This is a genomic window from Streptomyces glaucosporus (assembly GCF_039533345.1).
GTDB classification, from domain to species: domain Bacteria; phylum Actinomycetota; class Actinomycetes; order Streptomycetales; family Streptomycetaceae; genus Streptomyces; species Streptomyces glaucosporus.
The window spans coordinates 1-23,510 of sequence record NZ_BAAATJ010000018.1; the positions used below are offsets into that span (position 1 = coordinate 1).

General features: G+C 74.5%; 19 protein-coding genes. 7 read left to right on the forward strand and 12 right to left on the reverse strand.

Annotated features, from left to right (window positions below):
* Positions 1-102: 102 nt before the first annotated feature.
* Both ABD358_RS18590 and ABD358_RS18595 read right to left on the reverse strand, forming a co-directional pair.
* Complete coding sequence (locus ABD358_RS18590) at positions 103-750, reverse strand: CoA transferase subunit B (RefSeq protein WP_344632191.1); 648 nt, start codon at positions 748-750, stop codon at positions 103-105.
* On the reverse strand, positions 750-1,505 hold the full coding sequence (locus tag ABD358_RS18595) for a CoA transferase subunit A (protein ID WP_344632192.1): 756 nt from the start codon (positions 1,503-1,505) through the stop codon (positions 750-752). The genes ABD358_RS18590 and ABD358_RS18595 overlap by 1 nt, the downstream gene beginning before the upstream one ends.
* 163 nt (positions 1,506-1,668) lie before the next feature.
* On the opposite strand from ABD358_RS18595, the gene ABD358_RS18600 reads away from it, so the two are divergent.
* Positions 1,669-3,330 (forward strand): IclR family transcriptional regulator domain-containing protein, encoded by a 1,662-nt coding sequence (locus ABD358_RS18600; protein WP_344632193.1) that lies wholly within the window; start codon positions 1,669-1,671, stop codon positions 3,328-3,330.
* Positions 3,331-3,480: 150 nt separating this feature from the next.
* Positions 3,481-4,149, forward strand: a complete 669-nt coding sequence (locus ABD358_RS18605) for a peptidoglycan recognition protein family protein (protein ID WP_344632194.1) — start codon at positions 3,481-3,483, stop codon at positions 4,147-4,149.
* A 112-nt stretch (positions 4,150-4,261) separates the two neighbouring features.
* Here ABD358_RS18605 and ABD358_RS18610 read toward each other — a convergent pair whose 3' ends face one another.
* Both ABD358_RS18610 and ABD358_RS18615 read right to left on the reverse strand, forming a co-directional pair.
* Complete coding sequence (locus ABD358_RS18610) at positions 4,262-5,410, reverse strand: glycoside hydrolase family 12 protein (RefSeq protein WP_344632195.1); 1,149 nt, start codon at positions 5,408-5,410, stop codon at positions 4,262-4,264.
* A gap of 115 nt (positions 5,411-5,525) precedes the next feature.
* Positions 5,526-6,104, reverse strand: coding sequence for a sugar O-acetyltransferase (locus tag ABD358_RS18615; protein WP_344632312.1), 579 nt, complete (start codon positions 6,102-6,104; stop codon positions 5,526-5,528).
* 219 nt (positions 6,105-6,323) lie between these two features.
* Between ABD358_RS18615 and ABD358_RS18620 the strand changes: the two genes are divergently transcribed.
* Together ABD358_RS18620 and ABD358_RS18625 are read left to right on the forward strand one after the other, a co-directional pair.
* Positions 6,324-7,325 carry a hypothetical protein gene (locus tag ABD358_RS18620; protein WP_344632196.1) on the forward strand — a complete coding sequence of 334 codons (1,002 nt, stop codon included), beginning with the start codon at positions 6,324-6,326 and terminating at the stop codon, positions 7,323-7,325.
* A 232-nt stretch (positions 7,326-7,557) separates the two neighbouring features.
* Entirely contained in the window at positions 7,558-9,336 is a 1,779-nt protein-coding gene (locus ABD358_RS18625; RefSeq protein WP_344632197.1) for a multicopper oxidase family protein, read from the forward strand.
* A gap of 121 nt (positions 9,337-9,457) precedes the next feature.
* Here the strand turns inward: ABD358_RS18625 and ABD358_RS18630 are convergent, their stop codons facing one another.
* Positions 9,458-10,006 (reverse strand): NAD(P)H-dependent oxidoreductase, encoded by a 549-nt coding sequence (locus tag ABD358_RS18630; protein WP_344632198.1) that lies wholly within the window; start codon positions 10,004-10,006, stop codon positions 9,458-9,460.
* Between the two features lie 122 nt (positions 10,007-10,128).
* Between ABD358_RS18630 and ABD358_RS18635 the strand changes: the two genes are divergently transcribed.
* On the forward strand, positions 10,129-10,764 hold the full coding sequence (locus ABD358_RS18635; protein WP_425576367.1) for a TetR/AcrR family transcriptional regulator: 636 nt from the start codon (positions 10,129-10,131) through the stop codon (positions 10,762-10,764).
* Positions 10,765-10,845: 81 nt separating this feature from the next.
* Here ABD358_RS18635 and ABD358_RS18640 read toward each other — a convergent pair whose 3' ends face one another.
* Positions 10,846-11,727, reverse strand: a complete 882-nt coding sequence (locus tag ABD358_RS18640; RefSeq protein WP_344632199.1) for a hypothetical protein — start codon at positions 11,725-11,727, stop codon at positions 10,846-10,848.
* Positions 11,728-11,965: 238 nt separating this feature from the next.
* Between ABD358_RS18640 and ABD358_RS18645 the strand changes: the two genes are divergently transcribed.
* On the forward strand, positions 11,966-12,847 hold the full coding sequence (locus tag ABD358_RS18645) for a putative protein N(5)-glutamine methyltransferase (protein ID WP_344632200.1): 882 nt from the start codon (positions 11,966-11,968) through the stop codon (positions 12,845-12,847).
* Positions 12,848-12,968: 121 nt separating this feature from the next.
* Here ABD358_RS18645 and ABD358_RS18650 read toward each other — a convergent pair whose 3' ends face one another.
* From ABD358_RS18650 to ABD358_RS18660, 3 genes are all read right to left on the reverse strand, one after another.
* The gene (locus ABD358_RS18650) at positions 12,969-15,575 is read right to left on the reverse strand and encodes a glycoside hydrolase family 9 protein (RefSeq protein ID WP_425576370.1); all 2,607 of its coding nucleotides are present in this window, start codon (positions 15,573-15,575) and stop codon (positions 12,969-12,971) included.
* A gap of 354 nt (positions 15,576-15,929) precedes the next feature.
* Positions 15,930-17,192 carry an NAD(P)-binding domain-containing protein gene (locus ABD358_RS18655; RefSeq protein WP_344632202.1) on the reverse strand — a complete coding sequence of 421 codons (1,263 nt, stop codon included), beginning with the start codon at positions 17,190-17,192 and terminating at the stop codon, positions 15,930-15,932.
* Between the two features lie 18 nt (positions 17,193-17,210).
* On the reverse strand, positions 17,211-18,614 hold the full coding sequence (locus ABD358_RS18660; RefSeq protein ID WP_344632203.1) for a carboxylate--amine ligase: 1,404 nt from the start codon (positions 18,612-18,614) through the stop codon (positions 17,211-17,213).
* Positions 18,615-18,877: 263 nt separating this feature from the next.
* Here ABD358_RS18660 and ABD358_RS18665 point away from each other — a divergent pair, with 263 nt between their 5' ends.
* The gene (locus tag ABD358_RS18665) at positions 18,878-20,041 is read left to right on the forward strand and encodes a glycoside hydrolase family 26 protein (protein ID WP_344632204.1); all 1,164 of its coding nucleotides are present in this window, start codon (positions 18,878-18,880) and stop codon (positions 20,039-20,041) included.
* Positions 20,042-20,076: 35 nt separating this feature from the next.
* Here the strand turns inward: ABD358_RS18665 and ABD358_RS18670 are convergent, their stop codons facing one another.
* The 3 genes from ABD358_RS18670 to ABD358_RS18680 form a co-directional block, all read right to left on the reverse strand.
* A complete protein-coding gene (locus ABD358_RS18670; protein ID WP_344632205.1) occupies positions 20,077-21,201 on the reverse strand; it encodes a GNAT family N-acetyltransferase in 1,125 nt (374 codons plus the stop codon).
* Between the two features lie 98 nt (positions 21,202-21,299).
* A complete protein-coding gene (locus ABD358_RS18675; protein ID WP_344632206.1) occupies positions 21,300-22,229 on the reverse strand; it encodes a YveK family protein in 930 nt (309 codons plus the stop codon).
* 8 nt (positions 22,230-22,237) lie between these two features.
* Positions 22,238-23,497 (reverse strand): glycosyltransferase, encoded by a 1,260-nt coding sequence (locus ABD358_RS18680; protein WP_344632207.1) that lies wholly within the window; start codon positions 23,495-23,497, stop codon positions 22,238-22,240.
* Between the last annotated feature and the right edge of the window lie 13 nt (positions 23,498-23,510).

The window sequence follows — 23,510 nt, forward strand, 5'->3', positions numbered from 1 at the left end:
TCGTGTACGCCGCCAGATCGTCCGGGCGGACCCGGGACAGAGCACCGCCGTACCGGCCGACCGGGGTACGCACCGCATCAACCACATACACATCACGCAGGCTCATGAGGGAATCCCTTCGGGAACGCGGATCTCGGCGGCGGTCTTCTCCCGGATCTCCTCGGCGGTCACGCCGGGCGCGCACTCCACCAGTTCCAGACCGTCGGCGGTGACGTCCAGGACGCCGAGGTCGGTGACGATCCGGTCCACGCAGCCCTGGCCGGTCAGCGGCAGGGTGCACTCCTGGACGATCTTGGGGCTGCCGTCCTTGGCGGTGTGCGTCATCACCACGATCACGCGGCGGGCGCCGTGCACCAGGTCCATCGCCCCGCCGATCCCGGTGATCATCTTGCCGGGGACGGCCCAGTTGGCCAGGTCGCCTCGGGCGGAGACCTGCATCGCCCCCAGCACCGCCACGTCGATGTGGCCGCCGCGGATCATCGCGAACGACAGGGCGGAGTCGAAGTACGAGGCGCCGGGCAGGACGGTCACCGTCTCCTTGCCCGCGTTGATCAGATCGGGGTCGACCTCGTCGTCCGCCGGGTAGGGCCCCACGCCGAGGAGGCCGTTCTCCGACTCCAGGACCACCTCGACGCCCTCGGGCAGGTGGTTGGGGATCAGGGTGGGCAGGCCGATGCCGAGGTTGACGTACTGGCCGTCCTCCAGCTCGCGGGCGGCGCGGGCGGCCATCTCCTCTCTGGTCCAGGACATCAGGCTCGCACCGTCCTCTTCTCGATCCTCTTGTCGGCGGCCTGCTCGGGGGTGAGGGCCACCACGCGCTGGACGAAGACGCCCGGCAGGTGCACCTGGTCCGGGTCCAGCTCCCCGGGCTCGACCAGTTCCTCCACCTCGGCCACGGTGATCCGGCCCGCCATGGCCGCCAGGGGGTTGAAGTTCCGGGCCGACTTGGCGAAGACGAGGTTGCCGTGCCGGTCGCCCCTCGCCGCGCGGACGAGGGCGAAGTCGCAGGTGATGCCGTGTTCCAGCACGTAGTGGCGGCCGTCGAACTCGCGGACCTCCTTCGGCGGCGAGGCCACCGCCACACCGCCCCGGCCGTCGTACCGCCAGGGGAGCCCGCCGGCGGCGACCTGGGTGCCCACCCCGGCCGGGGTGTAGAAGGCCGGTATGCCGGCCCCGCCGGCCCGGAGCCGCTCCGCCAGGGTGCCCTGCGGGATCATCTCCACCTCGATCTCCCCGGCCAGGTACTGGCGGGCGAACTCCTTGTTGGCGCCGATGTAGGAGCCCGTCACCCTGCGGATGCGGTGCGCGGCCAGCAGCACCGCGAGCCCCGACTCCATCGCCCCGCAGTTGTTGGAGACCACGGAGAGGTCGCCGACGCCGGAGTCGTACACCGCCTGGATCAGCGTGTTGGGAACACCGCAGAGCCCGAAGCCGCCGACCGCGAGCGACGCTCCGTCGCGGACGTCGGCCACGGCCTCCGCGGCCGACGCGACCACCTTGTCCATCCTCGCCGTTTCCTCTCCGGGCGGCGGCCCGGCCGCCATTGTGTTCGCCCAGTGAACTTTAGTTCATAAATACTCCACGGCTGAGTCTGCCCCCGGCCACCACGGCTGTCAACGCCCCGAACAGGTACGGTTTCGACGCACGCCCACCCCGCTGGAGTCCCGCATGACCTCTCCCACGGCCGTTTCCCGGGCCGGATCCGCGCCCCGGGAGGCCCTCGGTCCCCTGATCCGCGGTCTGACGGTGCTGCGCGCGCTGGCCGCGGCCGGCGGCCGGCGGCCCGTCAGCGACCTGGCCCGGGCCACCCGGCTCGCCCGCGCCACCGTGGACCGGGTGCTCAGCACCCTGGAGCACATCGGCCACCTGCGGCTGGAGGGCCGGGACGCGGTCCTCGCCCCCCGCCTGATGGAGCTGGGCAACGCGTACCTGGCGTCCTCCCGGCTGCCGGACGAACTCGGCCCGCTCGCCGACGCGCTGGCCGACGAACTCGACGAGTCCGTGTCCATCGCCGTCCCCGACCTGGACGGCGTGCGCTTCGTGCACCAGGCCCCCCGGCGCCGGGCGATGTCGCTCACCTTCCGCATCGGGGACCTGCTGCCCGCCGAACGCGTCGCGGGCGGCGCCCTGTTCGCCGCCGACTGGACGGAGGAGGACTGGGAGAGGTGGCGGCTGCGGCGCGAGGCCGACCCGCTCGACGCCGGCTTCCCCGTGCTGCCGCAGGGGTACGGGGCCGCCCACGCCTCGTTCGCGGAGCGCACGGCCGCCGCCCGCGAGCAGGGCTGGACGCTGGACGACCAGATGATCGAGCCCGGCCTCGTCGCCGTCGCCGTCCCCGTCCGGGACCCGTCGGGGCGGCAGGTGTGCGGGGTGAGCGTGGTCAGCCACACCAGCCGGCACAGCGCCGCCTCACTGGCCGACGCAGTCCTCCCCCCGCTGCGGAGGACGGTGGCCGCCATGGAGGAGGCCCTGAAGGCGCCGCCGCCCGCGGCGCCCCCCGTCGGCGAGACCCCCGCCTCCCGGCTGCGGGAGTCCAAGCGGGAGATCGGACCCGAGTTCGTCCAGTCCCTCGCCCGCGGCCTGACGGTGCTGACCGCCCTGGGCCGCGGCCGCGACGGGCTGACCCTCACCGCCGTCGCCGAGGCCACCGGCCTGCCCCGCGCCACCGTGCGGCGCTCGCTGATCACCCTGGAGCACCTGGGCTACGCGGCGGGCTCCGGACGCCTCTTCCGCCTCACGCCCCGGGTCCTGGAGCTGGGCTTCACCCCGCTGTCCTGCCTGACGCTCCCCCAGATCGCCCACCCGCACCTGGAGGCGCTGGTGGAGCGCGTGCACGAATCGGCGTCGATGTGCGTGCTCAGCGGCGACGAGATCCAGTACGTGGCGCGCGTCCCGACCGTGCGCATCATGAGCGTCAACATCACCGTCGGCACCCGCTTCCCGGCCCACGCCACCTCCATGGGCCGCGTCCTGCTGGCCGGGCTGCCCGAGCCGGAGCGCTCCGAGCGGCTCGCCCGCATGGAGCTCGCGCCCCTGACCCGGCGCACCGTCACCTCCCGGGAGCGGCTCGCCGGGATCCTGGCGGAGGTGGACCGGCAGGGGTACGCCCAGGTGGACGACGAGCTGGAGGAGGGGCTGCGGTCGATCGCCGCCCCCGTGCGCGACGGCTCCGGACGGGTGGTCGCCGCCGTCAACGTGTCCACCCACAGCGGACGCGCCCCGGCCGACCGGTCCCGGGCGGAGCTGCTGCCTCCGCTGCTCGACGCGGCCGCGGCGCTGGAGGCCGACCTGCGGATCGCCGGCCGCTACGCGCGGATCGCCATGGCGTAGGGCGGCGCGCCCGGGCGGCCGGCTCCGGTCCCGGCCGGCGACACGCCGTGGATCCCGCGCGCGCTCCCCGGAGCTCCCGCGGCGCAAGATCGCAGGGGGCCGGCGGCAGCCGGCCCTCCCCGTCTCCAGCGCGCTCTCCGAGGAGTGATCGTGAACGGCGAGAAATCGCTCCACCGCCGCCTCCTGCTCGCCGGCGCGGCCGGCCTGGCCGCCGCCGCCCTGCCGGGCGCCGCCCGGGCCGGGGCCCCGGACACCGACGAACCCGAAGCCGGCGAGCCGGACATCGACGGCACCCGGGAGTGGAACGCCCGGCCGCCCCGGGAGAGCGTCGACGTCCTCCCGTACCGGCCGAGCGGGATCGTCGTCCACCACACGGCGAGCCCGAACACCTCCGACTTCTCCCGGGCCCGGGCGCACGCCCACGCCCGGTGGGTCCAGGACGTCCACCTGGACGACAACGAGTGGATCGACACCGGCTACCACTTCCTGGTCAGCCGGGGCGGCTGGATCACCGAGGGACGGCACGGCAGCCTGCGGGCCCTCCGCGGCGGAGACGACTTCGTGCTCGGCGCCCACACCGTCGGCCAGAACGTCCGGACCCTCGGCATCGCGGCCGAGGGCTCCTACCACACGGGAGCGACGCCCCCGCAGGCCCAGTGGAAGGCCCTGGTGGCCCTGTGCGCGTACGCGTGCGCGCGGTACGGCGTCCGGGCCGAACAGATCCGCGGCCACGCCGATTTCGGCGGCACCCTGTGCCCGGGCGCCCTCCAGGACATGCTGCCGCGGCTGCGCGACGAGGCGGCCGCCCCGCCGGGGTAGCGTCCGGTCCCGCCGGGGCCGGACGCGAGAGGGCCCGGACCGCCCTGCCGGCCGGTCCGGGCCCCTGTTCCGCCGTCTTCCTCCGCCGGACCGCCGGTCCGGCGCCGGAGGGTCACTTCACCGTGCAGGCGGTCCCGTTGAGCGTGAACCGGGTCGGCTCGCTGAACGTGCTCCCGGAGTAGGTGCCCTGGAAGCCGAAGGACTGGCTCGCGCCGGGCGCGATCGTGCGGTTGTGCTCCGTGGGACGGGCCGTCACCGTGCCGCCGCTGGAGGAGACCGACGCGTTCCAGGCGCTGGTGACCGACTGCCCGCCGGGCAGCGGGAAGCTCAGCTCCCAGCCGTCGATCGCGGTGGAACCGGTGTTGGTGACGGTGGTGTTGGCAGTGAAGCCGCCGGGCCAGGTGTTGGCGGTGTACGTCACCTCGCAGCTGCCGGGCTGCCCTCCCGTGGGCGGCTCGTCGTCACCGCCTCCGTCGTTGCCGCTCCCCGCGTTGACGGAGGAGGAGAAGGAGTTGACGGCGAGGCCGGCGCCGCCCTGCCAGGGCTCGAACCCGGCCTGGACGCTGGTCAGGTACCACGAGGGCTGGGCCATGCCGCGCCTGACCGTCTCGTCGACGAAGTCCATCACGTCGAAGCTCATGCTGCCGATCGCCGACGGGGCGACGAAGGAGATGACGTCGTTGGAGCCGTTGCTGCCGGTCCACACCTCCCAGCTGCGGCCTCCGACACTGGCCGTGCCGACCCGCGAGCCGATGGGCTGGATCGGGCCCACGCGGTTCAGCCAGATCATGATCTCGGTCCGGTTGACCCCGTCCTTCCTGGGGGTGGGGTCGAGCCAGATGTCGTAGGAGGCGTTGTACACCGCGTTGTTGACGTAGGTGTACGAGATGCTGCTGGGCGCGCTGCCGATCGAGCTGATCTGCATCGGCAGGTTGGTGCCCGGGGAGCAGTTGGTGTAGTGGCAGCCGTTGTAGATCGACGGGTACGACTTGGGGGCCCCGTTGGTGGGGACGGACCCGTCGGCCCGGGTGAGCTGGAAGCCGGTGCTCGTCACGTTGATGCACTGGGTGGCGCTGGTTCCCCAGCGGTTGTTCTGCGCCACGTACCGGCCCTGGACGGTGGTGCTCCCGTACTGGTCGCAGATCTGCTGGTCGGCGCGGGCGTCCGGCGCCGTGGCGGTCAGGGCCGTCAGGGAGCCCACGGCCAGGGCCAGGGCCAGGACGGCGGAGCGTATCCGGGGGAAGGGTCGTGCGAGTCTCATGGTGTCCTTTCGGCAGCGGTGGGGCAGGGAGGTTCCTGGGAGCGCTCCCATGCACTGCGCGGCGGACTCTACGAGCATCTCGCGGTCATGACAAGACCAGCCGCACGGACGGCCCTCATCCGTCCTCCCCTCCCTCCTTCCCCTCTCCCTCTTCCCCGGGACGGATCTCGCGGACGACCCGGGCGGGGTTGCCCACCGCCACGACGTTCGCGGGCAGGTCCCGGGTGACGACGGCCCCCGCGCCGACGACGGTGTTCTCGCCGATCGTCACGCCGGGGCAGACGATGACGCCGCCGCCGAGCCACACGTTGTCGCCGATGACGATCGGCTGCGCCGCCTCCCACTTGGCGCGGCGCCTGGCCGGGTCGACCGGGTGGGTCGGGGTGAGGAGCTGGACGTTCGGGCCGATCTGGACGTCGGCTCCGATGGTGATCCGGGCGACGTCGAGCATGACCGCGCCGAAGTTGACGAACGTTCCGGGCCCGATGGTGATCCGGTACCCGTAGTCGACGTACAGCGGCGGCCGGACCTCCGCGCCCTCGCCCAGCCCGCCCAGAAGCTCCGAGAGCGCCGCCCGCCGCCCCTCGGGGTCCGCCGCCGGGAAGGTGTTGAAGCGCTCGCTCAGTTCCGCCGCCCGCCGGAGGTCGGCGGCCAGTTCGGGGTCGTCGGCGATGTAGAACTCACCGGCGAGCATGCGTTCCTTCTGGCTGGTCACGGTGTTCCCTTCCGTCGGCGCCGCGGGCCGTCGCTCCACCGCCCAACCTACCGGCGCCGCGGCGGGATCCGGCCCGGTTCCGGGAAGGCGCCGGGAAGGCGCCGCGGAGGACGTCCGCCCGTCACACGACCGTGACGGCCGTGCCCCCGTCGTGCGACCGCGGGTCCGCCCCGCGGAGGTGTGCAGTAGCGTCCCGCCATGCCGAACAGAGAACGCCCCGACACCACCGCCCTCCCGTCCCTCCTCCCGCGCGGGACGCGCTCCGCGCGACGCCGCATACCGGCCGCCGTGGCGGGCGCCCTGTGCGCCGCGCTGCTGGCATCGGGATGCGGCCCCGGCGAGGACGCGGGGAAGGGGCCGGGCGCGTCCGGGAAGGACCCGTCGGGACTGCTGACCGCGCTGGCGCACGCGGCGCCCCGGGACGGGGCGGGCGAGACCGTCGCCTTCATGAACAGCGCCGAGTTCCGGAAGCTGTCCGAGGCCCACCCGGAGTGGTTCGGCTTCACCGACCCGCTGGGAAGCCCCGCGCTGCACCCGCAGTTCCGGGAGCCGGAGGACATGGGAATCGGTACGGAGGACGTGGAACTCTCCCTGGCCCTGGGGGACATGACCGGACTGCTCCTGGGCTCGTTCGACGCGGAGCGCGTCACGACGACCCTGAAGGCCGACGGGTACCGGGAGAGCGAACAGGACGGACGCACCGTGCTGGCCGAGCCGGACGAGAAGGGGCCGGCGCCCCATCTGGTGTGGGAGGTGTCGGACCGGGGCATCGCGTACGGAGCGCGCCCGGACCGGCTGGAGCAGGTCGGCGCCGAACCCGGCGGCTCCCTCGCGGACGACCCCGGTCACCAGTGGCTGGCCGACTGCCTCGGGAAGGTCTACCGGGTGGACATCACCCGCCGCGGCGACGACGAGACCGTTCCGCTCATCGGGATCGGACAGGCCGCCGGGGACCCGGGGAAGACCTCCGGGGTGATCTGCGCGCCGACGGAGGACGAGAGGACCGCCGAACGGGCCGCGAAGGAGCTGGAGGAGGTCGTCGGGGAGAAGGGCGACCGCTACCGGGGGTCGGAGGTGACCGTGCTGCGCGGCGACCGGCCCGGGGTGAAAGTGACCGTCCCCGACCGTCCGGAGCACAGGCGGGCGGGCCGGCTGCTGACCAAGGACCTCGATCTGGTCATCGCGCTGGGCGGCCTGTGACACCGCGCGGGGTGCCGCCTGCCGCGGAGACGTCCCTCCGGCAGGCGGCACCCCGGCGGACCGGGACGCCCCTCCGCGGGACCGCGGGACGCGGGCCCGGCACACCGGAAAGCATTATCACTCTTTGTCCCCCGTTCAGCCCTTTCTGATGGTCTGTCGGCGCATTCACCCCCTTTCTGCGTGGATCATCGCGGGGTCGCAGTGATCCACGACCACGAGGGGACGACAGGCTGTGGACAGAAGACGGTTCCTCCGGGCCACCTCACTGGCGGGGGGAGTCCTGCTCCTTCCCGAGCTCGGCACGGCGCCCGCCCGGGCCACACCGGGCACCCGGCTCCCGCACGCCGACGACCGGCTGTACCGGACTCCGATCGCCGATCCCGGCGCCATTCCCCGGTTCGTGAACGAGCTCCCCCGGCCCACCCGTGTCAACCTGCTGAACGGCGGCGACCGGACCCTCGTCATGGGCCCGGCCCTGCAGGACGTCCTCGGCGGCGGCCCGGGGCTGAGGACGCCGGTGTGGGGTTTCGGGCAGGCCGGGACCGCCCGGCGCCGGGGAGGCGCCGGAGGCGCGCCCGTGACCTGGCCCGGTCCCACCCTCGTGGCGCGCAAGCACAGGCCCGTGCGGATCCGCTGGGTCAACGCCCTGCCGTTCGAGCACATGCTCCCGGTGGACACCACGATCCACTGGGCCTACTCCCACACCGACCGCACCATCGCCGACCACGGCGTGCCGACCGTGGTGCACCTCCACGGCGGGCACACCTGCCCGGAGGACGACGGCCACCCGGACGCCTGGTACACGCCCGCGGGCGTCACCGGACCGCGCTTCGCCAGGACGCGGTTCCACTACGGCAACGACCAGGAGGCCGCCACCCTCTGGTACCACGACCACACCATGGGCCTCACCCGGCTCAACGTCTACGCCGGTCTGGCCGGGTTCTACCTCCTGCGCGACGACCGGGAGCTCGCGCTGATCGAGCAGAACCGGCTGCCCCGCGGCCCCTACGAGCTGGAACTGATGATCCAGGACCGGATGTTCCATCCGGACGGGCGGCTGGCCTACCCCGACGTCCCCGCCTCCTCGCCCCTGTGGCAGGGCGGACCGTCGGTCCAGCACGAGTTCTTCGGCCGGGTGATCACGGTCAACGGCAGGGCCTGGCCCTATGTGGAGGTGGAGCCGCGCCAGTACCGGCTGAGGCTGCTCAACGCGTCGAACTCGCGCTTCTACCGGCTGTCGGTGGGGGGCGGGTGGCCGTTCCCCGCCACCTGGATCGGCGCCGACGGCGGCTTCCTCCACAAGCCGCACCGGCTCGACGGGCCGCTGGTGCTCTCCCCCGGTGAACGGGCGGACCTGGTCGTCGACTTCCGGGACCTGCGGGGGGCGGTCCTCGAGCTCGGCAACGACGCCCCGACGCCCTTCCCCAAGGGGGCCCCCGCCGCTCCGCCCACCGACAAGGTCCTACAGTTCCGGGTCACCCGGCCGTACGACAGGAAGGTGGCCGAGCCCCTGCTCCCCGGGGCGTTCCGCGAGGCCCCCTACCGGGTGGCGGGCTCTCCCGCGCGGACCCGCCGGCTGCTGCTGCTGGACGGCAGGGACGGGTTCGGCAGGCCGAAGCCGCGCCTGGGCACGGTGGAGCGCGGCGCGCTGGGATGGAACGACCCGGTCACCGAGGACCCGCGCCTGAACACCTCCGAGGTGTGGGAGGTGTTCAACGCCACGTACGAGACCCACCCGGTCCACCTGCACCTGGCGCACTTCCAGGTGCTGGGCCGGGCGCCGTTCACCGCCACCCGGGACCCGCGGACCGGCGCGCTGTCCGACATCTCGGTCGGGCGGACGCAGCCGCCGGACCCCGGCGAGACGGGACCGAAGGACACCGTGCTGGCGCCGCCGGGCCAGGTCACCCGGATCAAGGCGCACTTCGACAAGTGCGGCCTCTACGTCTGGCACTGCCACATCCTGGAGCACGAGGAGCACGAGATGATGCGCAACTACCGGGTCGTCTGACGGGCCGCCCGGCCGGCTCCGCGCGGCGGGACGGCGCGAAGGGGGCGCCCTCCGGCTTCGGAGGGCGCCCCCTTCGCGGGATGCCCCGCGCCTCCCGGCGAAGGAGCGCGGGGAGGGGTCGTCAGGCCGCGGCGGCCGCGAGCTTCCGCAGGACCTCGGTGAGCTGCTCGACGACCTCGGCGTCGTCGGCCGGGTGGGTCTCGGCGAAGCGGCCGACCGAGTCGGGGATGGAGAGCTTGACGTCCTCCAGGACCGCGCCTCCGGCGATGCCCGCGGCCTTGCGGGCCTCGTCCTGCGCCCAGACGCCGCCGTACTGGCCGAAGGCGGTGCCGACGACGGCCACCGGCTTGCCCGACACGGCGCCGGCGCCGTAGGGGCGGGAGATCCAGTCGATCGCGTTCTTCAGGACGGCCGGCATGGTCCCGTTGTACTCGGGCGAGAACAGCAGCAGGGCGTCGGCGGCGCCGACGGTCTCGCGCAGCTCGGCGGCTGCCTGGGGCACCGAGCCCTCGACGTCGATGTCCTCGTTGTAGAAGGGGAGGTCGGCCAGCCCTTCGTAGAGGGCGAACTCGATGCCCTCGGGGGCGTGCTTGGCGGCGGTCTCGGCGAGCTGGCGGTTGTGCGAGCCGGCGCGGAGGCTGCCGACGAGACCGAGGATGCGGACGGCCATGGTGGGGTCTCCAAACGTGATGACCGGGAGGGGGAAGGTATGCGGACCGTGGTCCGGATGACTTTCTAACACGAGAACCGGACCGTGGTCCATTTTCTTCCCTGCCGGTACGCTGTGGCTTTGTGAACTCCATCGCGCCGCTCGACGACGAACGGTCCGGCCCTCCGCCGCTGCCCCTGGCGGGCCAGGCGCCGCCCATGCGCGCGGACGCGGCCCGCAACCGGGCGCGCCTGCTGGAGGCCGCCGCCCGTCTGGTGGCCGAGCGCGGCGCCGACTGCCTGACCATGGAGGCCGTCGCCACCGCCGCGTCGGTCGGCAAGGGCACCGTCTTCCGCCGCTTCGGCGACCGCACCGGCCTGATCATGGCCCTTCTGGACCGCTCCGAACGCCTCTACCAGGAGGCCTTCATCAGCGGCCCCCCGCCGCTGGGCCCCGGGGCGCCTCCCGTGCGACGCCTGGAGGCGTTCGGCGTCGCCACGCTCAGGCACCTGGACGCCCACCGGGAACTGCTGCTGTCCGCCGAGCCCGAGGCGTGCCGCCGGCTGGACTTCGCGCCCCGCCACGTCCGCGTCGCCCACGTCACCGCGCTGCTGCGGGAGGCCCGCGCCGGCGGCGACACCGAACTGCTCGCCGAGTCCCTCGTGGGCTACCTGGACGTCGCGCTCCTCCACCACCTCACCCAGCAGCGCGGCATGACGCTGGACCGCCTGGAGGCGGGCTGGCAGGACCTGGTGGCCCGCGTCGCCCGCCCGGCCTGACCCGGCGGCCCGGCCTCACCCCCAAACCCGCCGCACGAAGCACAGCGGGTACTGCTCCCGGCCGAGCGGGCCGTTCCGGCGTCAGCGCCGTGTCAGCACGTACCAGTCCGGCGAATCCGGGTCGCCGTGCTCGTGGTTGAGCTTCGGCCGGGCGTCGGTGCCGCCGACGGACCACTCGCGGACCAGGCAGTCGTCGAAGTCGACGGCGACCTCCTGGTCCCACCGGCCCCCCTGCTCGTAGGACCAGGTGCCGGACGCGTCGCACCGCACCTCGCCGAAGTCGTGGTCGAGGTCCTCGTCCAGGAGGCCGTCGGCGGTGGCGGTGCCGTCCGGGGCGAGGCGGAGGACGCCTCCCCGGCCGTCGGTCCAGGTGCCGGCGACCCGTTCGCGCGGCAGGAGGGGCGGCTCGTACACGTCGAGCAGACCGGTTCCCCGGGCGGCGCCGCCCGTGCCGATGAGGAGCAGCACGGCCAGGGTTCCGTAGCCGTACGTCCGCGCCGCCGGCCACCGGGGGCGTCCGGCCCCGGCGGGCAGCGCGGCGGTGCGGACGAGGTGCGCCGGAACCGCCGTCCCCGCCCACACCGCCGTCCACAGCACGGCGGCGCCCGCGACGCCCGGTTCCGCGGCGAGGACCGCGGCGAGGACGGCCGCCGACGCCGGTGCCGCCGCGACGGCCGGCGTCCACCACCACGCCGGGCCGAGCCGGCGCGCCAGGGCGGCCGCGGGCAGCACGACCAGCGCCGTCAGGACGAGGAGGGCGGGGAGGGTGCAGAGCGCCAGGAAGGGCAGCAACAGCAGGGACGAGCCCGGCCCGTCATGAGGGGCGGGCGACTCCTGGGTGAGGTTCCAGAGGGCGTACGCCTCCACGAGGAACACGCTCTCCACGCAGAGCGCCGCCACCGACACGCGGAAGGCGCCCGCTCCCCATAAGTCCCCGCCGCCGGCGTTCCGCGTCCGCGTCATCCGCCTCACCCCCGCCCGATCGTCCTCCGGGGCCGAAGGCGCGCGCCACCGGGGCGCCCGTCACGTACCGCGACCGGCCCGTTCCCCCTCTGGTAGGGTTTCCGTCCCACAGCAGACGTCCGCAGGGAGGTGAGACCCATCAACGCCAGGTCGAACCGGGCGCTCCCGTCTCACGTCCTCGCGGCCCCCTCGGTGTAGGCGGCCCGGAGAGCGCCCTTCGCGTCCCGAAAGGCTCTCGATGTCGCATTCCGCCCCCCTTCCCGCCTCTGCCTCTGCCTCCTCTTCCTCCCTCCCGTCCCCGGCCGCCGTCGCCGACAGGCTCCGGGCCTCCGGCTGCGTCTTCGCCGAGGACGAGGCGCGCCTGCTGCTCTCCGCCGCCCGGACCCCGGGCGAACTCGCCGCCATGGTGGACCGGCGGGCCGCCGGACTGCCCCTGGAGCACGTCCTGGGCTGGGCGGAGTTCTGCGGGCTGCGGATCGCCGTGGACCCCGGGGTGTTCGTGCCCCGCCGGCGTACCGAGTTCCTCGTCCGCCAGGCCGTCAGCCAGGCCGTCAGCCGGTCCGGCCCCGCCCGGCGGGTGGCCCCGGACCGGCCGCTGACCGTCGTCGACCTGTGCTGCGGCTCGGGCGCGGTGGGCGCCGCGCTGGCCACCGCGCTGGGGCGGGACGGGATGCCCGTCGATCTGCACGCCGCCGACGTCGATCCGGCCGCGGTGCGCTGCGCCCGCCGCAACGTCGCCGCCGTCGGCGGACGGGTGTACCGGGGCGACCTGTACGGGCCGCTGCCCGCCGTGCTGCGCGGTCGCGTCGGCGTCCTGCTGGCCAACGCGCCCTACGTCCCCACCGGGGAGATCGGGCTGCTGCCCGCGGAGGCCCGCGTGCACGAGCCGCGGGTGGCGCTCGACGGCGGCGCGGACGGCCTGGAGGTGCAGCGGCGGGTGATCGCCGGGGCTCCGGCGTGGCTGGCGCCGGGCGGCTCGCTGCTGGTGGAGACGAGCGGGCGCCAGGCGCCGCTGACGGCGGAGGCGGTCGCCCGTGCCGGACTGGTGCCGCGGGTGGCGGCCTCCGGCGAGTGGGACGCCACCGTCGTCGTCGGCACCCGGCCCGCCTCCCGGGGGTGAGCCGGGCGCGGCCGGTCCGCGGGCTCCGGCCCGGTGACGCGGCGGAGGGCCGGGCCCCCGTGCGGGGTACCCGGCCCTCCTGTGGGACGGCGCCGGTGGTGCCGGTGCGCCGCGTGTCAGGTCACTTGACCGTGCACGGCTTCCCGTTCAGGGAGACGGCCTTCGGGTTCGCCGCCTGGCCGCCGGCGGTCCCGTTGAAGCCGAAGCCCACCGTGCTGCCCGTGGGGATGGTGCCGTTCCACTGGGCGGGCTTGGCGACGACGTTCCGCCCCGTCTGGGTGATCTGGGCGTTCCACGCCTGGGTGATCTTCTGGTCGTCGGCGAAGGCCCAGGTCAGCTCCCAGCCGTTGAGCGTGGTGGTGCCGGTGTTCTTCACGGTCACGTTGCTGGTGAAGCCGTTGTTCCACCGGTGCGAGGTGTAGGTGACCTCGCAGGACGGGGTGTCGCCGGGGTCTTCGCCCGGGTCCTGGCCGCCGTCGCCGCCGCCGGCTCCGAGGTCGTCCGCGTAGGAGGCGATCCAGGCCAGCGGGGCGTTCCAGTTGATGGTGATCTCGTTGGTGGCCCAGGACTCGATGTGGTCGATGTAGCACATCGCCGGGGCGCAGCCCTGGAGCTTGTCCTGGGCGATCGGGTCCTGGATCTCGACGTTCGGGCCGCCCGCGACGGAGCCCGGCGCGGGGTTGGGCAGCTCGGGGTCGAGCTGGTTGGCCCAGAACCGGTGGTGCTGGTTGCGGGAGTCCCGCTCGCCGTAGCCGGTGACGTAGGACTGGTTGAGCGGGTTGCGGCCCAGCAGGTAGTCCAGGCCGCGCAGCACCGCGTCGCGGTAGTCGGCCTTGCCGGTCAGGTCGTGCGCGGTGGCGAGGACCACCATGTTGTTGAGGACCTGGCTGTTGGAGCCCCACACGTAGTGGTTGTCGTCCGGGGCGTAGGGCACGCCGTAGGCGGCGCCCCGGGAGTCGGCGGCGTAGCCGTCGGCGGCCTCGGTGACCATTTCGCGCACGCTCTTGATCTGGGCGTCGGTCAGCTTGTTGGGCACGGTGGCCAGGCTCAGGGCGCCCAGGCCGGCGGTGGACCCCCAGGAGAGGCCGCCGCGCGGGAAGACGGCCCCGGCGTCGCCGTGCAGCGGGGAGTTCAGGACCTCCTGGCGGTAGGCGTCCTTGCCGGTGGTGACGAACAGCTCGGCGGCGGCCCAGTAGAACTCGTCCCGCACGTCGTTGTCGCTGTAGGCGCCGCCGCCGGTGCCGTCGTTGGGGTCGGCGAGCTTGTTCGGGTACTTCTTGGCGGCGGCCCAGGCGGTCTCGGCGGCCTTCAGGCACCGGGCGGAGAAGTCCGCGTCGTACTCCTTGAAGAGGCGGGCGCACTGCGCGGCGGAGGCGGCCACGTTGAGGGTGGCGGCGGTGGACGGCGGGTGCAGCTCGCGCGGCTGCGGGTCCTGGTGCGGCGGCATGGGCAGGCCCGTCCACGCCTTGTCGTGGATCTTGTGGTGCGCCATGCCGGCGAACTCCTCGCCCTCGGGCACCATCATCCGCATCATGAAGTCCATCTGCCAGCGGGCCTCGTCCAGGACGTCCGGGACGCCGTTGCCGCGCTCGGGCACCCGCAGCCTGCCGTCGCCGAGCGCCGTGCCGTCGGCGTTCTCGGCGGTGCGGGTGCGCTCGTAGGTGGACATCACCTGGGCGACGGAGATGCCGCCGTTGACGACGTACTTGCCGTGGTCGCCGGCGTCGTACCAGCCGCCGGAGACGTCCAGGGTGTAGTCGCACACCCCCGGCTGGCACGGGACCTTCGTGTCGCCCTGGTTGGGCGCCACGCCCACGTGGCCGGCCGGGCGCGCGTACTTCTCCCCGACGAGGTCGGCGTCGATCTCGATGCCGCTGCGGTTGTGGTAGAAGTACGCGAGCGCGTCCGAGCGCAGCGACGCGTACAGGTCGTCGCCGATGTCGAAGGGCTCGCTGGTCTGCCCGTCGACGGTGACGGTGTAGCCCTTGCCGGCCTCGGCGAAGTCGCTGAAGTCGAAGGTGTGGACGTTCTGCCGGGAGGTCGGGTCGACGCCCTTGGGGGTGGTGGTGCCGGTCTTCCGCGTGGTGCCGCCGGCGTCCTTGAGGGTCCAGGTCAGGGCGGTGGTCTTGTCCGTGACGAAGGTGCCGCTCTTGGGGCCCTTGGTGAGGTAGCCGACCTGGTTCACCCGGACGGGCGATCCGGTGTCGGGCTCGTACGCGGGCGGTTCGGCGCCGCCGGTGAGCGAGACGTCGTCCAGGCAGAGGGTGTACGCCTCTTCGCTGCCGCCGATCTGGAAGGCGAGCTGGGCGGCCTCGTGGTCGGCCTGGGCGGTGAAGACGTGGGTGACGGTCTGGGCCGTCTCCCCGATCCGGTCGGCCGAGGCGTGCTCGGTGGTCCAGGGCTCGGTGGCCATCTGCACGTTGGTGCGGATGGTGACGGGCGCCGTGGCGCTGGCGGTGAAGCTCAGCTCGTAGCCCTCGCCCGCGGTGAGCGGGATGTCGTTCTGCCCGACGATGGCGTCCCACGGGTTCTCCGTCCCCGCGGGCACATCGGCGCACAGGCGTCCGTCCACGACCTCGCCGGGGCTGTTCTCCGTCCACCACCAGCCGGTGGTGCCTGCCGAGAAGTCGCCGTTGGTTATGAGCTCCGGGCCGTCGGCCGCCGCGGCCGAGGCGGTGGGTGCGGTGAGGACACCGGCCAGCAGTCCGGCGGCGGCCAGTGCGCCCAGCGCGCGGCGTCTGCCGCGGCGCGGGCGGCCCGGCGCTTGGGGCTGATGGGACGGATGAGGTGTCACAGTTCGGTCCTTCCGGCGGGGGGTGGAACGGATGGGGACGATGCGACGGCATGGCCGAGCGACACTCCCCCGTGGGGGTGGGAGCGCTCCCATGCATCGTGGGGGGCGCGGCAGTCGACGTCAAGACGTACGACGGGACGAACGGCCGCTCCCGCAGAGCCGCGCTCCCCCGCGGCCTCCGCGTCCGGGCGGTCCCGCACGGCCGCCGCGGACGGCCCCGCCCGCGGCGGCCGGCCGGCGCGGGCGGGGCCGGGCCGCCGGGAACGGGGCCGCACGGACCGGGCGGGATCAGCCCAGGGAGGCGGTGGCCCGGGAGCGGACGACGGGCCGCGAACCGGGCACCGCGGCGACGCGGCGGTCGCCCAGCCGCCGCCGGACGCCGCGCACCAGCCGCTCCGCCGTGAAGGCCGCCCCGTAGACGAACCGCATGGAGGGGCCGAAGGACGGGGCCGTGAGCAGCCCCGCGAAGAACAGCCCCGGCACGGAGGACTCGAAGCGGCCGTCCACCTCCGGCGCCCGGCTGGTCCCCGCCAGCCGCAGACGGCCGCGCAGGAACGGGTCCAGCAGGTCCAGCCGGCCGATGTCCGGGACGAAGCCGGTGGCCGCCACCACGTGGTCGGTCTCCAGCACGGTGCTCGCCCCGGCGGCGGTGACCAGGGTCAGCCGCACTCCCCCTCCCGTCGGCATGGCCGCCCGCAGCCGGTGCCCCAGCAGCACGGGGACCCTGCTCTCGACGCGCTCGCGCAGCCACCAGGCGCCGGCCGGGCCCAGCGCGGTGTCCGCGATCCTGGCCCGCAGGGCGCCGGGCAGCCGGCGGACCGCCCAGGGGGTCTCGGCCCACACCCAGCTGGACCAGCCGGTGCCCAGCCCGCAGTGCGGGTCGAGCAGGGAGCGCAGCGCCGACCGCTCCAGGGGCTTCGGCGCGGTGTTCCAGTTGACGCGGTCGGCGCGGGCCACCACCCGGGGACGGGCGCCGCACTCGGCCAGCAGCGCGGCGGTCTCCAGGGCCGCCTGCCCGGCGCCGATCACCGTCACGTCCCGGTCCCGGAACCCGGACAGGTCCCGGTGGTGGCTGCTGTGCGAGGCCAGTTCGCGGGGCAGTGCCCGCAGTGCCTCCGGGCGGTGGACGAAGGGCATCACGCCGACGGCCAGGGCGACGGTCCGCGCCGTGATCGTCTCGCCTCCCTCGGTCGCCACCAGGAAGCCGTCGGCCTGGGGGCGTACGGAGGCGACCGTCTCCTCCTCGACCTCCGGCACGGCGCGCTCCCCGAACCACAGGCCGTAGTCGGTGAAGGTGCCGATGGGCAGCGGTCTGCCGTGCTCGGCTCTCAGTCCGCGTGAGGCGCAGTAGGCGGCCAGGGTGTGCTCGCCGGCCGGGTCGGACAGGTTGGAGGCCCACGGCTCGGACTTGAGGAACATGCCCTCGGGCATGTGGTCCCGCCAGGAGGCCATCGGGCGGCCGAACGTGCGGAGGCTGAGCCCGGCCGCCGCCGCGTGGGCCGCGATGGACAGTCCGTAGGGTCCCGCGCCCACCACTACCAGGTCGTACATGGTTGGTCTCCGCTCTCTTTATCGTCGTGGGGATGTGGTGCCGTTGTCGCCGGCGGGACGGCGGGCGCCGGAGTGCCCGGTCCGCGCCGTCTCCTCCGGCGCCGGCTCGGAGCGCCGCTGCCGGGGCGGGTGCAGGACGCGCTGCCGCGTGCGCCGGAGGGCCTTCCGTCCGCCCTGTCCCAGCCAGGTGGTGGTCATGGCGAGGAAGGGGGCCGGGTCGTCGGCGGCGAACCAGGCGGTCTCCGTCTCCCGCCGGCCGCCCCGGGCCGGGGCCTCCCGGCCTCGCCGCGCGCCGAACGGCCGCGCCGTGGAGGACAGGGAGAACAGGGAGGAGAGCAGGGCGTAGTTCTCCGCCACGAAGACCCGGCCCGGCACCGGCGGGGACGGGTTGACGGCCCGTCCGGTGAGGTCCAGGTGCAGGGCCCGGACGACGTCCAGCCCCTCCCGGTCCGTGAACAGCCTGAACTGCGCGCCGGGGCGCGGGTTGAAGTCGAGCAGCTGGTAGGTGCCGGTGGCGGTGTCGAACCGGAAGTCCAGGTCGAGGATGCCCCGGTAGTCCAGGTGCTCGGCCAGCCGCCGGGCCGCCTCCTCCACCTCGGGGTTCGGCAGCCACCGGCCGACGGCCGTCAGTCCGGCGTTCACCGGCCAGGAGTGGTCCTTGCGTCCCGCGCCGCCGATCAGGCAGGCCGCTCCCTCGCCGAAGCAGCCGTGGAAGAACCAGTCGGTGCCCCGGCCGCCGGGCACCCGGCGCTGGAGCAGCAGCGGACTTCCCGCCTCGCGGACGCGCGCGTACAGGGCGCGTGCCTCCTCGGCCGTGCCGACCACGGTGGTGCTGCGCAGTCCGCTGTCGTGGGGAAGCAGCCAGGGGCGGCTCCACTTGGCGATCAGGGGGAGTCCCAACTCCTCGGCGGCTGCGGCCGCCTCGGCCGCGCTGCGCGGCACCACGGTGGTCGGGTGCGGAACGTCCAGGCGCCGGCAGAGTTCGGCGAGTTCCGCCTTGTCGGCCACCCGCTCCGGCAGCCCGGGGGGTTGGGCGGGCAGCAGGAAGCGGCCGGAGAGCCGGTCCGCGAGGCGGGCCGCGGCGATGGCGCCCATGTCGTCCATGGGGATCAGCACGGCGGTCCGCCCGATGCGGTCGGAGATCTGACGGAGCGTCTGTTCCAGTTGTCCGTCCGACAGTCCGTCGGTGAGGACCGGCCTGCCCGTGGGGTGCGCCTGGTAGACGCCGTCCGCCGGCAGGTGGTGACCCTGGCTCAGATAGCGGGAGCGGCCGATGGGGCAGTGCGGCGAGTCGACGACGGCGTGGACTTCGACACCGGCGCGGCCCAGGGAGCGGATCGCCCCCAGTGTGCCGTGGTGGAAGGGATTCCGGTCGATCCTGAGCAGCAGTGCGGGTACATCGGTGTCCAGAGGTGGCGACATCACTGGGGTCCCTCGGTTTTCCTGACGGTGTTTCGGGAGACCTCGTCCGCGGTCTCGCCGGTTGTCGTTTTCTTAGCGTCGACGGCGCACGCGTTTTTCCCCGCCCGGCTCGTCCGATGGGGCGAGGAAAATCGCGAACGGGTTATCAGAAAGCAGTCGGGCAGCTCATTCGACAGATCCTCCGATTAGTGTCGGCAAGGAACGGGCGCAGGGACGGGGAAACCATGGGCAGACCGTTCCGGCCACGCATCAAGGAGGCACGGATGCCCCATCGAGACAGCAGGCCGGACGGGTCCGGCCGGCACCGCAGGCCGACGGCGTCCCGGCGGCGCCGCCGGGTGACGACCGCCTGCGTCGGAGCCGTCGTCGCCGGGGCGCTCGTCGTCGGCGGCGCCGTCGCGACCGGCACCTGGCTGGACGAGGACGCGAAGTCCCCTCCGCCGAGGGCGTCCTCCGGGACCGCCCTGGGCGCCTTCCTGGGGTCGGGCTCCGACGGGGTGCGGCGGCTGGCGGAGCTGAGCGACTGGCTCGGCGGCGCGCGCGTGCGGGTGGGGCACACCTACATGCCGGGCGACACCTGGGAGCGCATCGCGGGCGACGAGGCGTTCCTCCGCCCCTGGGCCGAGTGGCGGCGCGCCGAGCGCGACCGGATGCTGGTCCTCAACGTGCCGATGCAGGCCCGCAACGAGGAGGGGGTCCCCGACCACGAGGTGCGCGAGCTGATCCGCCAGGGCCTCGACGGCCAGTTCGACCGGCACTTCCGCACCCTGGCCGGGCATCTGGTCGAACTGGGCGTGCCCGACACGGTGATCGTGCTGGGCTGGGAGATGAACGGCACCACCTACACCCACCGCTGCGCGCCGGACCCGCAGGGCTGGAAGGCGTACTGGAGGCGCATCGTCTCCACCATGCGGTCGGTGCCCGGGCAGGAATTCCGTTTCGATTTCGCGCCCAGCCGCGGAATGGACGCCATCGGCTGGACGGAGTGCTACCCGGGCGACGACGTGGTGGACATCATCGGAATGGACTCCTACGACCAGCCGCCGGGCGAGACGTTCGACGACCAGCTGAACCAGCCCTACGGCCTGCGGCACCAGGTGGATTTCGCCAGGAAACACGGAAAACCCATCTCCTATCCCGAGTGGGGACTGTTCCGCAGGGGCGACAACCCCGATTACATGCGCCGCATGCTGAAGTGGATCCACCGGCAGAAGCCGCTGTACCACACCATCAGCGACTACTGCCCGCACGGCGTGTGGCGGTGCGCGGAGAACCCGAAGTCCTCCGCGGTCTTCCGGGAGATGCTCACCCCCGGCGGGAAGCGGCCGGGACGGCCGGGGTTCTGCGTGGACCTGGGCGACTGGTTCGGGGGCCTGTTCGGCGACCGTCGCCTGTGCGTCGGCTTCTCGTGGGGGCGGAGGCCCTAGGCCCCCCGGCCCGTGTGCCGGGGGGCGGTGCGCCCTCACCGCGCCCCGGCCAGACGCGCGTACCGCCGGTTCAGCCGGCGCCACCAGGCGTTCGGGCTCGGATCCCGGTCCCGGAGCGCCCCGGCCAGGCGGGCGCGCGCGTCCTGCTGGGCCGCGTGCAGCAGCAGGGCGGGCTCCAGGGCCGGGTGGGCCAGCAGCAGCCGCAGGTTGGTGACGGTCTCGGGCCGCCAGCCGAACTTGTACGGCTCGGTGCCGCGCAGCAGGCTCAGCACGCTCCGGCCGGTCTCCGCCGCGCACGAGGCGTCGTTCCGCAGCAGCAGGGCCGCGATGTCGGCCTTCGCGCGCAGTTCGGGGTGGGCGCCGTAGAGGTAGCCGCCCACCAGGTCCGGGGAGAGCAGCAGCGCGTTGGCGGCCATCACCCGGCCGTCGACGCGGTACTCGGTGAGCCGGGCGGCACCGTCGCGCGCCATCGCGGTGAGCGCCCGGATGAGGTGCTCGGCGAACCGGGGCCTGAGGTGCTCGGGCGTGATCCCGCGGCCCCGCCACTGCGCCACGTGCAGCCTGAGCAGCGTGGCGACCGCCGCGGGCACCTCCTCCTCGGGCACCGTGCGCTGTTCGACGCCCACCCGGTCGAGCCTGCGGAGCGCGCGCCGCATCCGGCGGGCGGCGTTGGCTGGCATCCGTGCGACGAGGTCGTCCACCGGGAGTCCGGGGAGTTCCAGGCACACCGAGTCCGCCAGCCTGCGCCGGGGGCCGGGCCAGTGGTCGTACAGCAGTTCCGCGCGGCCTCCGGGCCGCACCTCCCGCAGGTCGAGCACGGCGGTGCGGGCCGCCCGGAGCAGGCCCCGGGCGAGCGCGGCGGCCGCCTCCTCGGCGCAGGCGTCGTCCAGCAGTACGTCGCAGTAGTCGGTGACGGCTCCGCCGAGCGGGACCAGGACGGGCAGGGGCCGGAACGCCAGCATCAGCGGCGCGGCGCCGACCAGCTCCCCGTCCCGGTGCACCAGCACCAGCCTCAGCCGTCCCGGAACGCCGTAGGACAGCCACCACGAGTACAGCCAGGCGTGCTTCTGGAAGGGAGTGGCGGCACCGCAGCGGCCGTGGAGGGCGTCCCACGCCGGCGCCAGGCCCGCGAAACGCGCCGGATCGCGGCAGAGGGTCACGCGCAGGGCGGCGGGCGGTCTCCGGCGGCTCTCCGGGAGAGCCGCCGTCTCCGGCGGCCGGGGCGCCGGTCCGGGCGCCCGCGAGGTCGCCCGACCGGTCATCGGGCCGACCGCCGGTAGCGCCGGCGGCGTTCTCCCTGCGGCTTCCCCGCGGCGGGCGCCGTGGGCGCGCCCACGGCCGCCGGAGCGGAGGCGGCGGGCTTGGCCGGAGCGGCGGACTTGGCGGAGGCGGCGGGCTTGGCCGGAGCGGCGGACCCGGGGGCCGGCTCCGGGGCGGGCTTGGCGGGGGCCGCGACCGCGGCGCGGCCGGACGGCGGGGCGGGAGCCGCGGAGCCGGTGTCCCGGTCGCGGTCGCCGCCGTTGGCGGGGGCCGGAACGCCGGGGGTGTGCGGGGCCTCCGGCTCGCGGCGGCCCCGGGGCGCGGCGAGGCGGACCAGGGAGCCGGCGAGTCCGCCCGCGCACAGGCCCACGGCGGCGGAGAGCGGGACGGAGGGCGAGGTGGGGCCGGCGGGTTCGACGGCCGGCGAGAACACCGACAGCTGGACCCCGGTGTTGCCGGTGGCCAGGTTGCCGCTCCGGGTCAGGGCGTTGGCGACCGCGTTGGCCACGGCCGCGGCGCGGTCGGGCCGGGACGCGGTCCCGGTGATCTCCACCATGGGGGCGTCCGGGGAGGTGGCGGAGCGTACGGCGGCCTTCAGCTCGTCCGCCGGCATCCCCGCCGCCGCCCGTGCCCTGGCCAGGACGGCGCCGTCGGTGGCGATGCGGCCGTACGCCTGGGCGAAGCCGAGCGCCGTCGCCGAGTCCGATCCCGCGCCGGGCACCACGACCACGTAGCTGGTCGCGGTGTACTCGGGCGCGGTGAACAGGCCGTACGCCGCTCCACCGGTCAGTCCCAGCAGGGCGCCCAGGGCCGGCGCTCCCCAGGCGGGCAGGGCGGAGCCGCGCCACGGGAGCCTTGAGCGCAGCCGGTCCAGCGGACCGGGGCGTCCGGACGGCGCGGTGGTGCGGGTCGTGCGCGACGTGGTCAAGACGGGGTTCACCTCTTCGTCGGTGCGGATGTCGGTGCGGGTGTCCCCGCGGAGGGCCTCGCGAGGGGCCTCGTGGACGTGCCCGCGGGGGTCTTGGGCGCGGACGGCGCGGGAGCGGGGACGCGGACCGGCGCGCGTCCGCCGGGACGCCCGTGGAGCTCCTCGTAGAGGGCCATGAGACGGTCGGCGCTGCGGGCGACGTCGTAGTGGCGCACGGCCTCGCACACCGGCGCGCGGCGCATCCCGGCGGGCACCGAGGACGGCTCCCGCAGGGCGGTGACCAGGCTCTGGACCCCGGGGCCGATGCGGTGCGCCCCGGGGGCGTGGCCGGGCGGCAGTTCGTCGATCGCCGGGCAGGTCACGTGGAGCACGGGCAGCCCGGCCGCCAGCGCCTCCAGCACGGCCAGCCCGAAGGACTCCTCGGCCGACGTCGAGACGAAGACGTCCATGGCGCTCAGCAGGCCGGGGATGTCGGGGCCGTCGCCCTCTCCGGCGGCCACCGCTCCCCCGCACTCGCCCAGCAGCAGGACGCGGTCGGCCACGCCGAGCGAGGCGGCCAGGCCGCGCAGCCGCTCGCGCTCCGGTCCGTCGCCGACCAGCAGCAGGCGGGCGCCCGGAAGCTGGGCGACGGCCCGCACGGCGACGTCGAAGCGCTTGCCGGGCACCAGCCGGCCGACGCCGCCGACCACCAGGTCGTGGGCGGGCAGTCCCAGGCGCGCCCGCACGGCCGTCCGCGCGATGGGGTCGAAGCGGAAGCGCGCGGCGTCGATGCCGTTGGGCACCAGGTGGATGCGGGAGCCGGGCACGCCCCAGCGCCGCAGCCGGGTGGCGACGGTGGCGGAGACCGCGACGGTCCCGCTGCCCAGGCGTTCGGTGGCCAGGTACAGGGCGCGGACCCCCGGGGTGAGCGGGCGGCCCTCGATCATCTTCTCGCCCAGGGAGTGCTCGGTGGCGAGCACGGTCCGCACCCCGGCCATCCGGGCGGCGATCCGGCCGTAGACGCAGGCCCGGTACAGGTGGGTGTGGACGACGTCGTAGCGCCCGGCGCGGATCAGGTCCACCAGCCGGGGCAGGGCGGACAGGTCGCGGTTGCCGGTCATCCCCAGGTGGGTGACGGCGGTGCCGTCGGCCTCGATGCCCCCGGCGACCGCGCCGGGGTTGGTGAGGGTGACGACGTCGCAGCAGAGCGGCATGTGGCGCAGCAGCAGCCGCAGCTGCTGCTCGGCCCCGCCCGCGCCGAGCCCGGTGATCACGTGCAGTACCCTCATCGGCCCTCCTCCG

What these genes read in the sequence shown, in the direction of transcription:
- ABD358_RS18590 (WP_344632191.1), bottom strand. Translation starts at nt 750, where the DNA reads ATGTCCTGGACCAGAGAGGAGATGGCCGCCCGCGCCGCCCGCGAGCTG.
- ABD358_RS18595 (WP_344632192.1), bottom strand. Translation starts at nt 1,505, where the DNA reads ATGGACAAGGTGGTCGCGTCGGCCGCGGAGGCCGTGGCCGACGTCCGC.
- ABD358_RS18600 (WP_344632193.1), top strand. Translation starts at nt 1,669, where the DNA reads ATGACCTCTCCCACGGCCGTTTCCCGGGCCGGATCCGCGCCCCGGGAG.
- ABD358_RS18610 (WP_344632195.1), bottom strand. Translation starts at nt 5,410, where the DNA reads ATGAGACTCGCACGACCCTTCCCCCGGATACGCTCCGCCGTCCTGGCC.
- ABD358_RS18615 (WP_344632312.1), bottom strand. Translation starts at nt 6,104, where the DNA reads ATGCTCGCCGGTGAGTTCTACATCGCCGACGACCCCGAACTGGCCGCC.
- ABD358_RS18620 (WP_344632196.1), top strand. Translation starts at nt 6,324, where the DNA reads ATGCCGAACAGAGAACGCCCCGACACCACCGCCCTCCCGTCCCTCCTC.
- ABD358_RS18630 (WP_344632198.1), bottom strand. Translation starts at nt 10,006, where the DNA reads ATGGCCGTCCGCATCCTCGGTCTCGTCGGCAGCCTCCGCGCCGGCTCG.
- ABD358_RS18640 (WP_344632199.1), bottom strand. Translation starts at nt 11,727, where the DNA reads ATGACGCGGACGCGGAACGCCGGCGGCGGGGACTTATGGGGAGCGGGC.
- ABD358_RS18645 (WP_344632200.1), top strand. Translation starts at nt 11,966, where the DNA reads ATGTCGCATTCCGCCCCCCTTCCCGCCTCTGCCTCTGCCTCCTCTTCC.
- ABD358_RS18655 (WP_344632202.1), bottom strand. Translation starts at nt 17,192, where the DNA reads ATGTACGACCTGGTAGTGGTGGGCGCGGGACCCTACGGACTGTCCATC.
- ABD358_RS18660 (WP_344632203.1), bottom strand. Translation starts at nt 18,614, where the DNA reads ATGTCGCCACCTCTGGACACCGATGTACCCGCACTGCTGCTCAGGATC.
- ABD358_RS18665 (WP_344632204.1), top strand. Translation starts at nt 18,878, where the DNA reads ATGCCCCATCGAGACAGCAGGCCGGACGGGTCCGGCCGGCACCGCAGG.
- ABD358_RS18680 (WP_344632207.1), bottom strand. Translation starts at nt 23,497, where the DNA reads ATGAGGGTACTGCACGTGATCACCGGGCTCGGCGCGGGCGGGGCCGAG.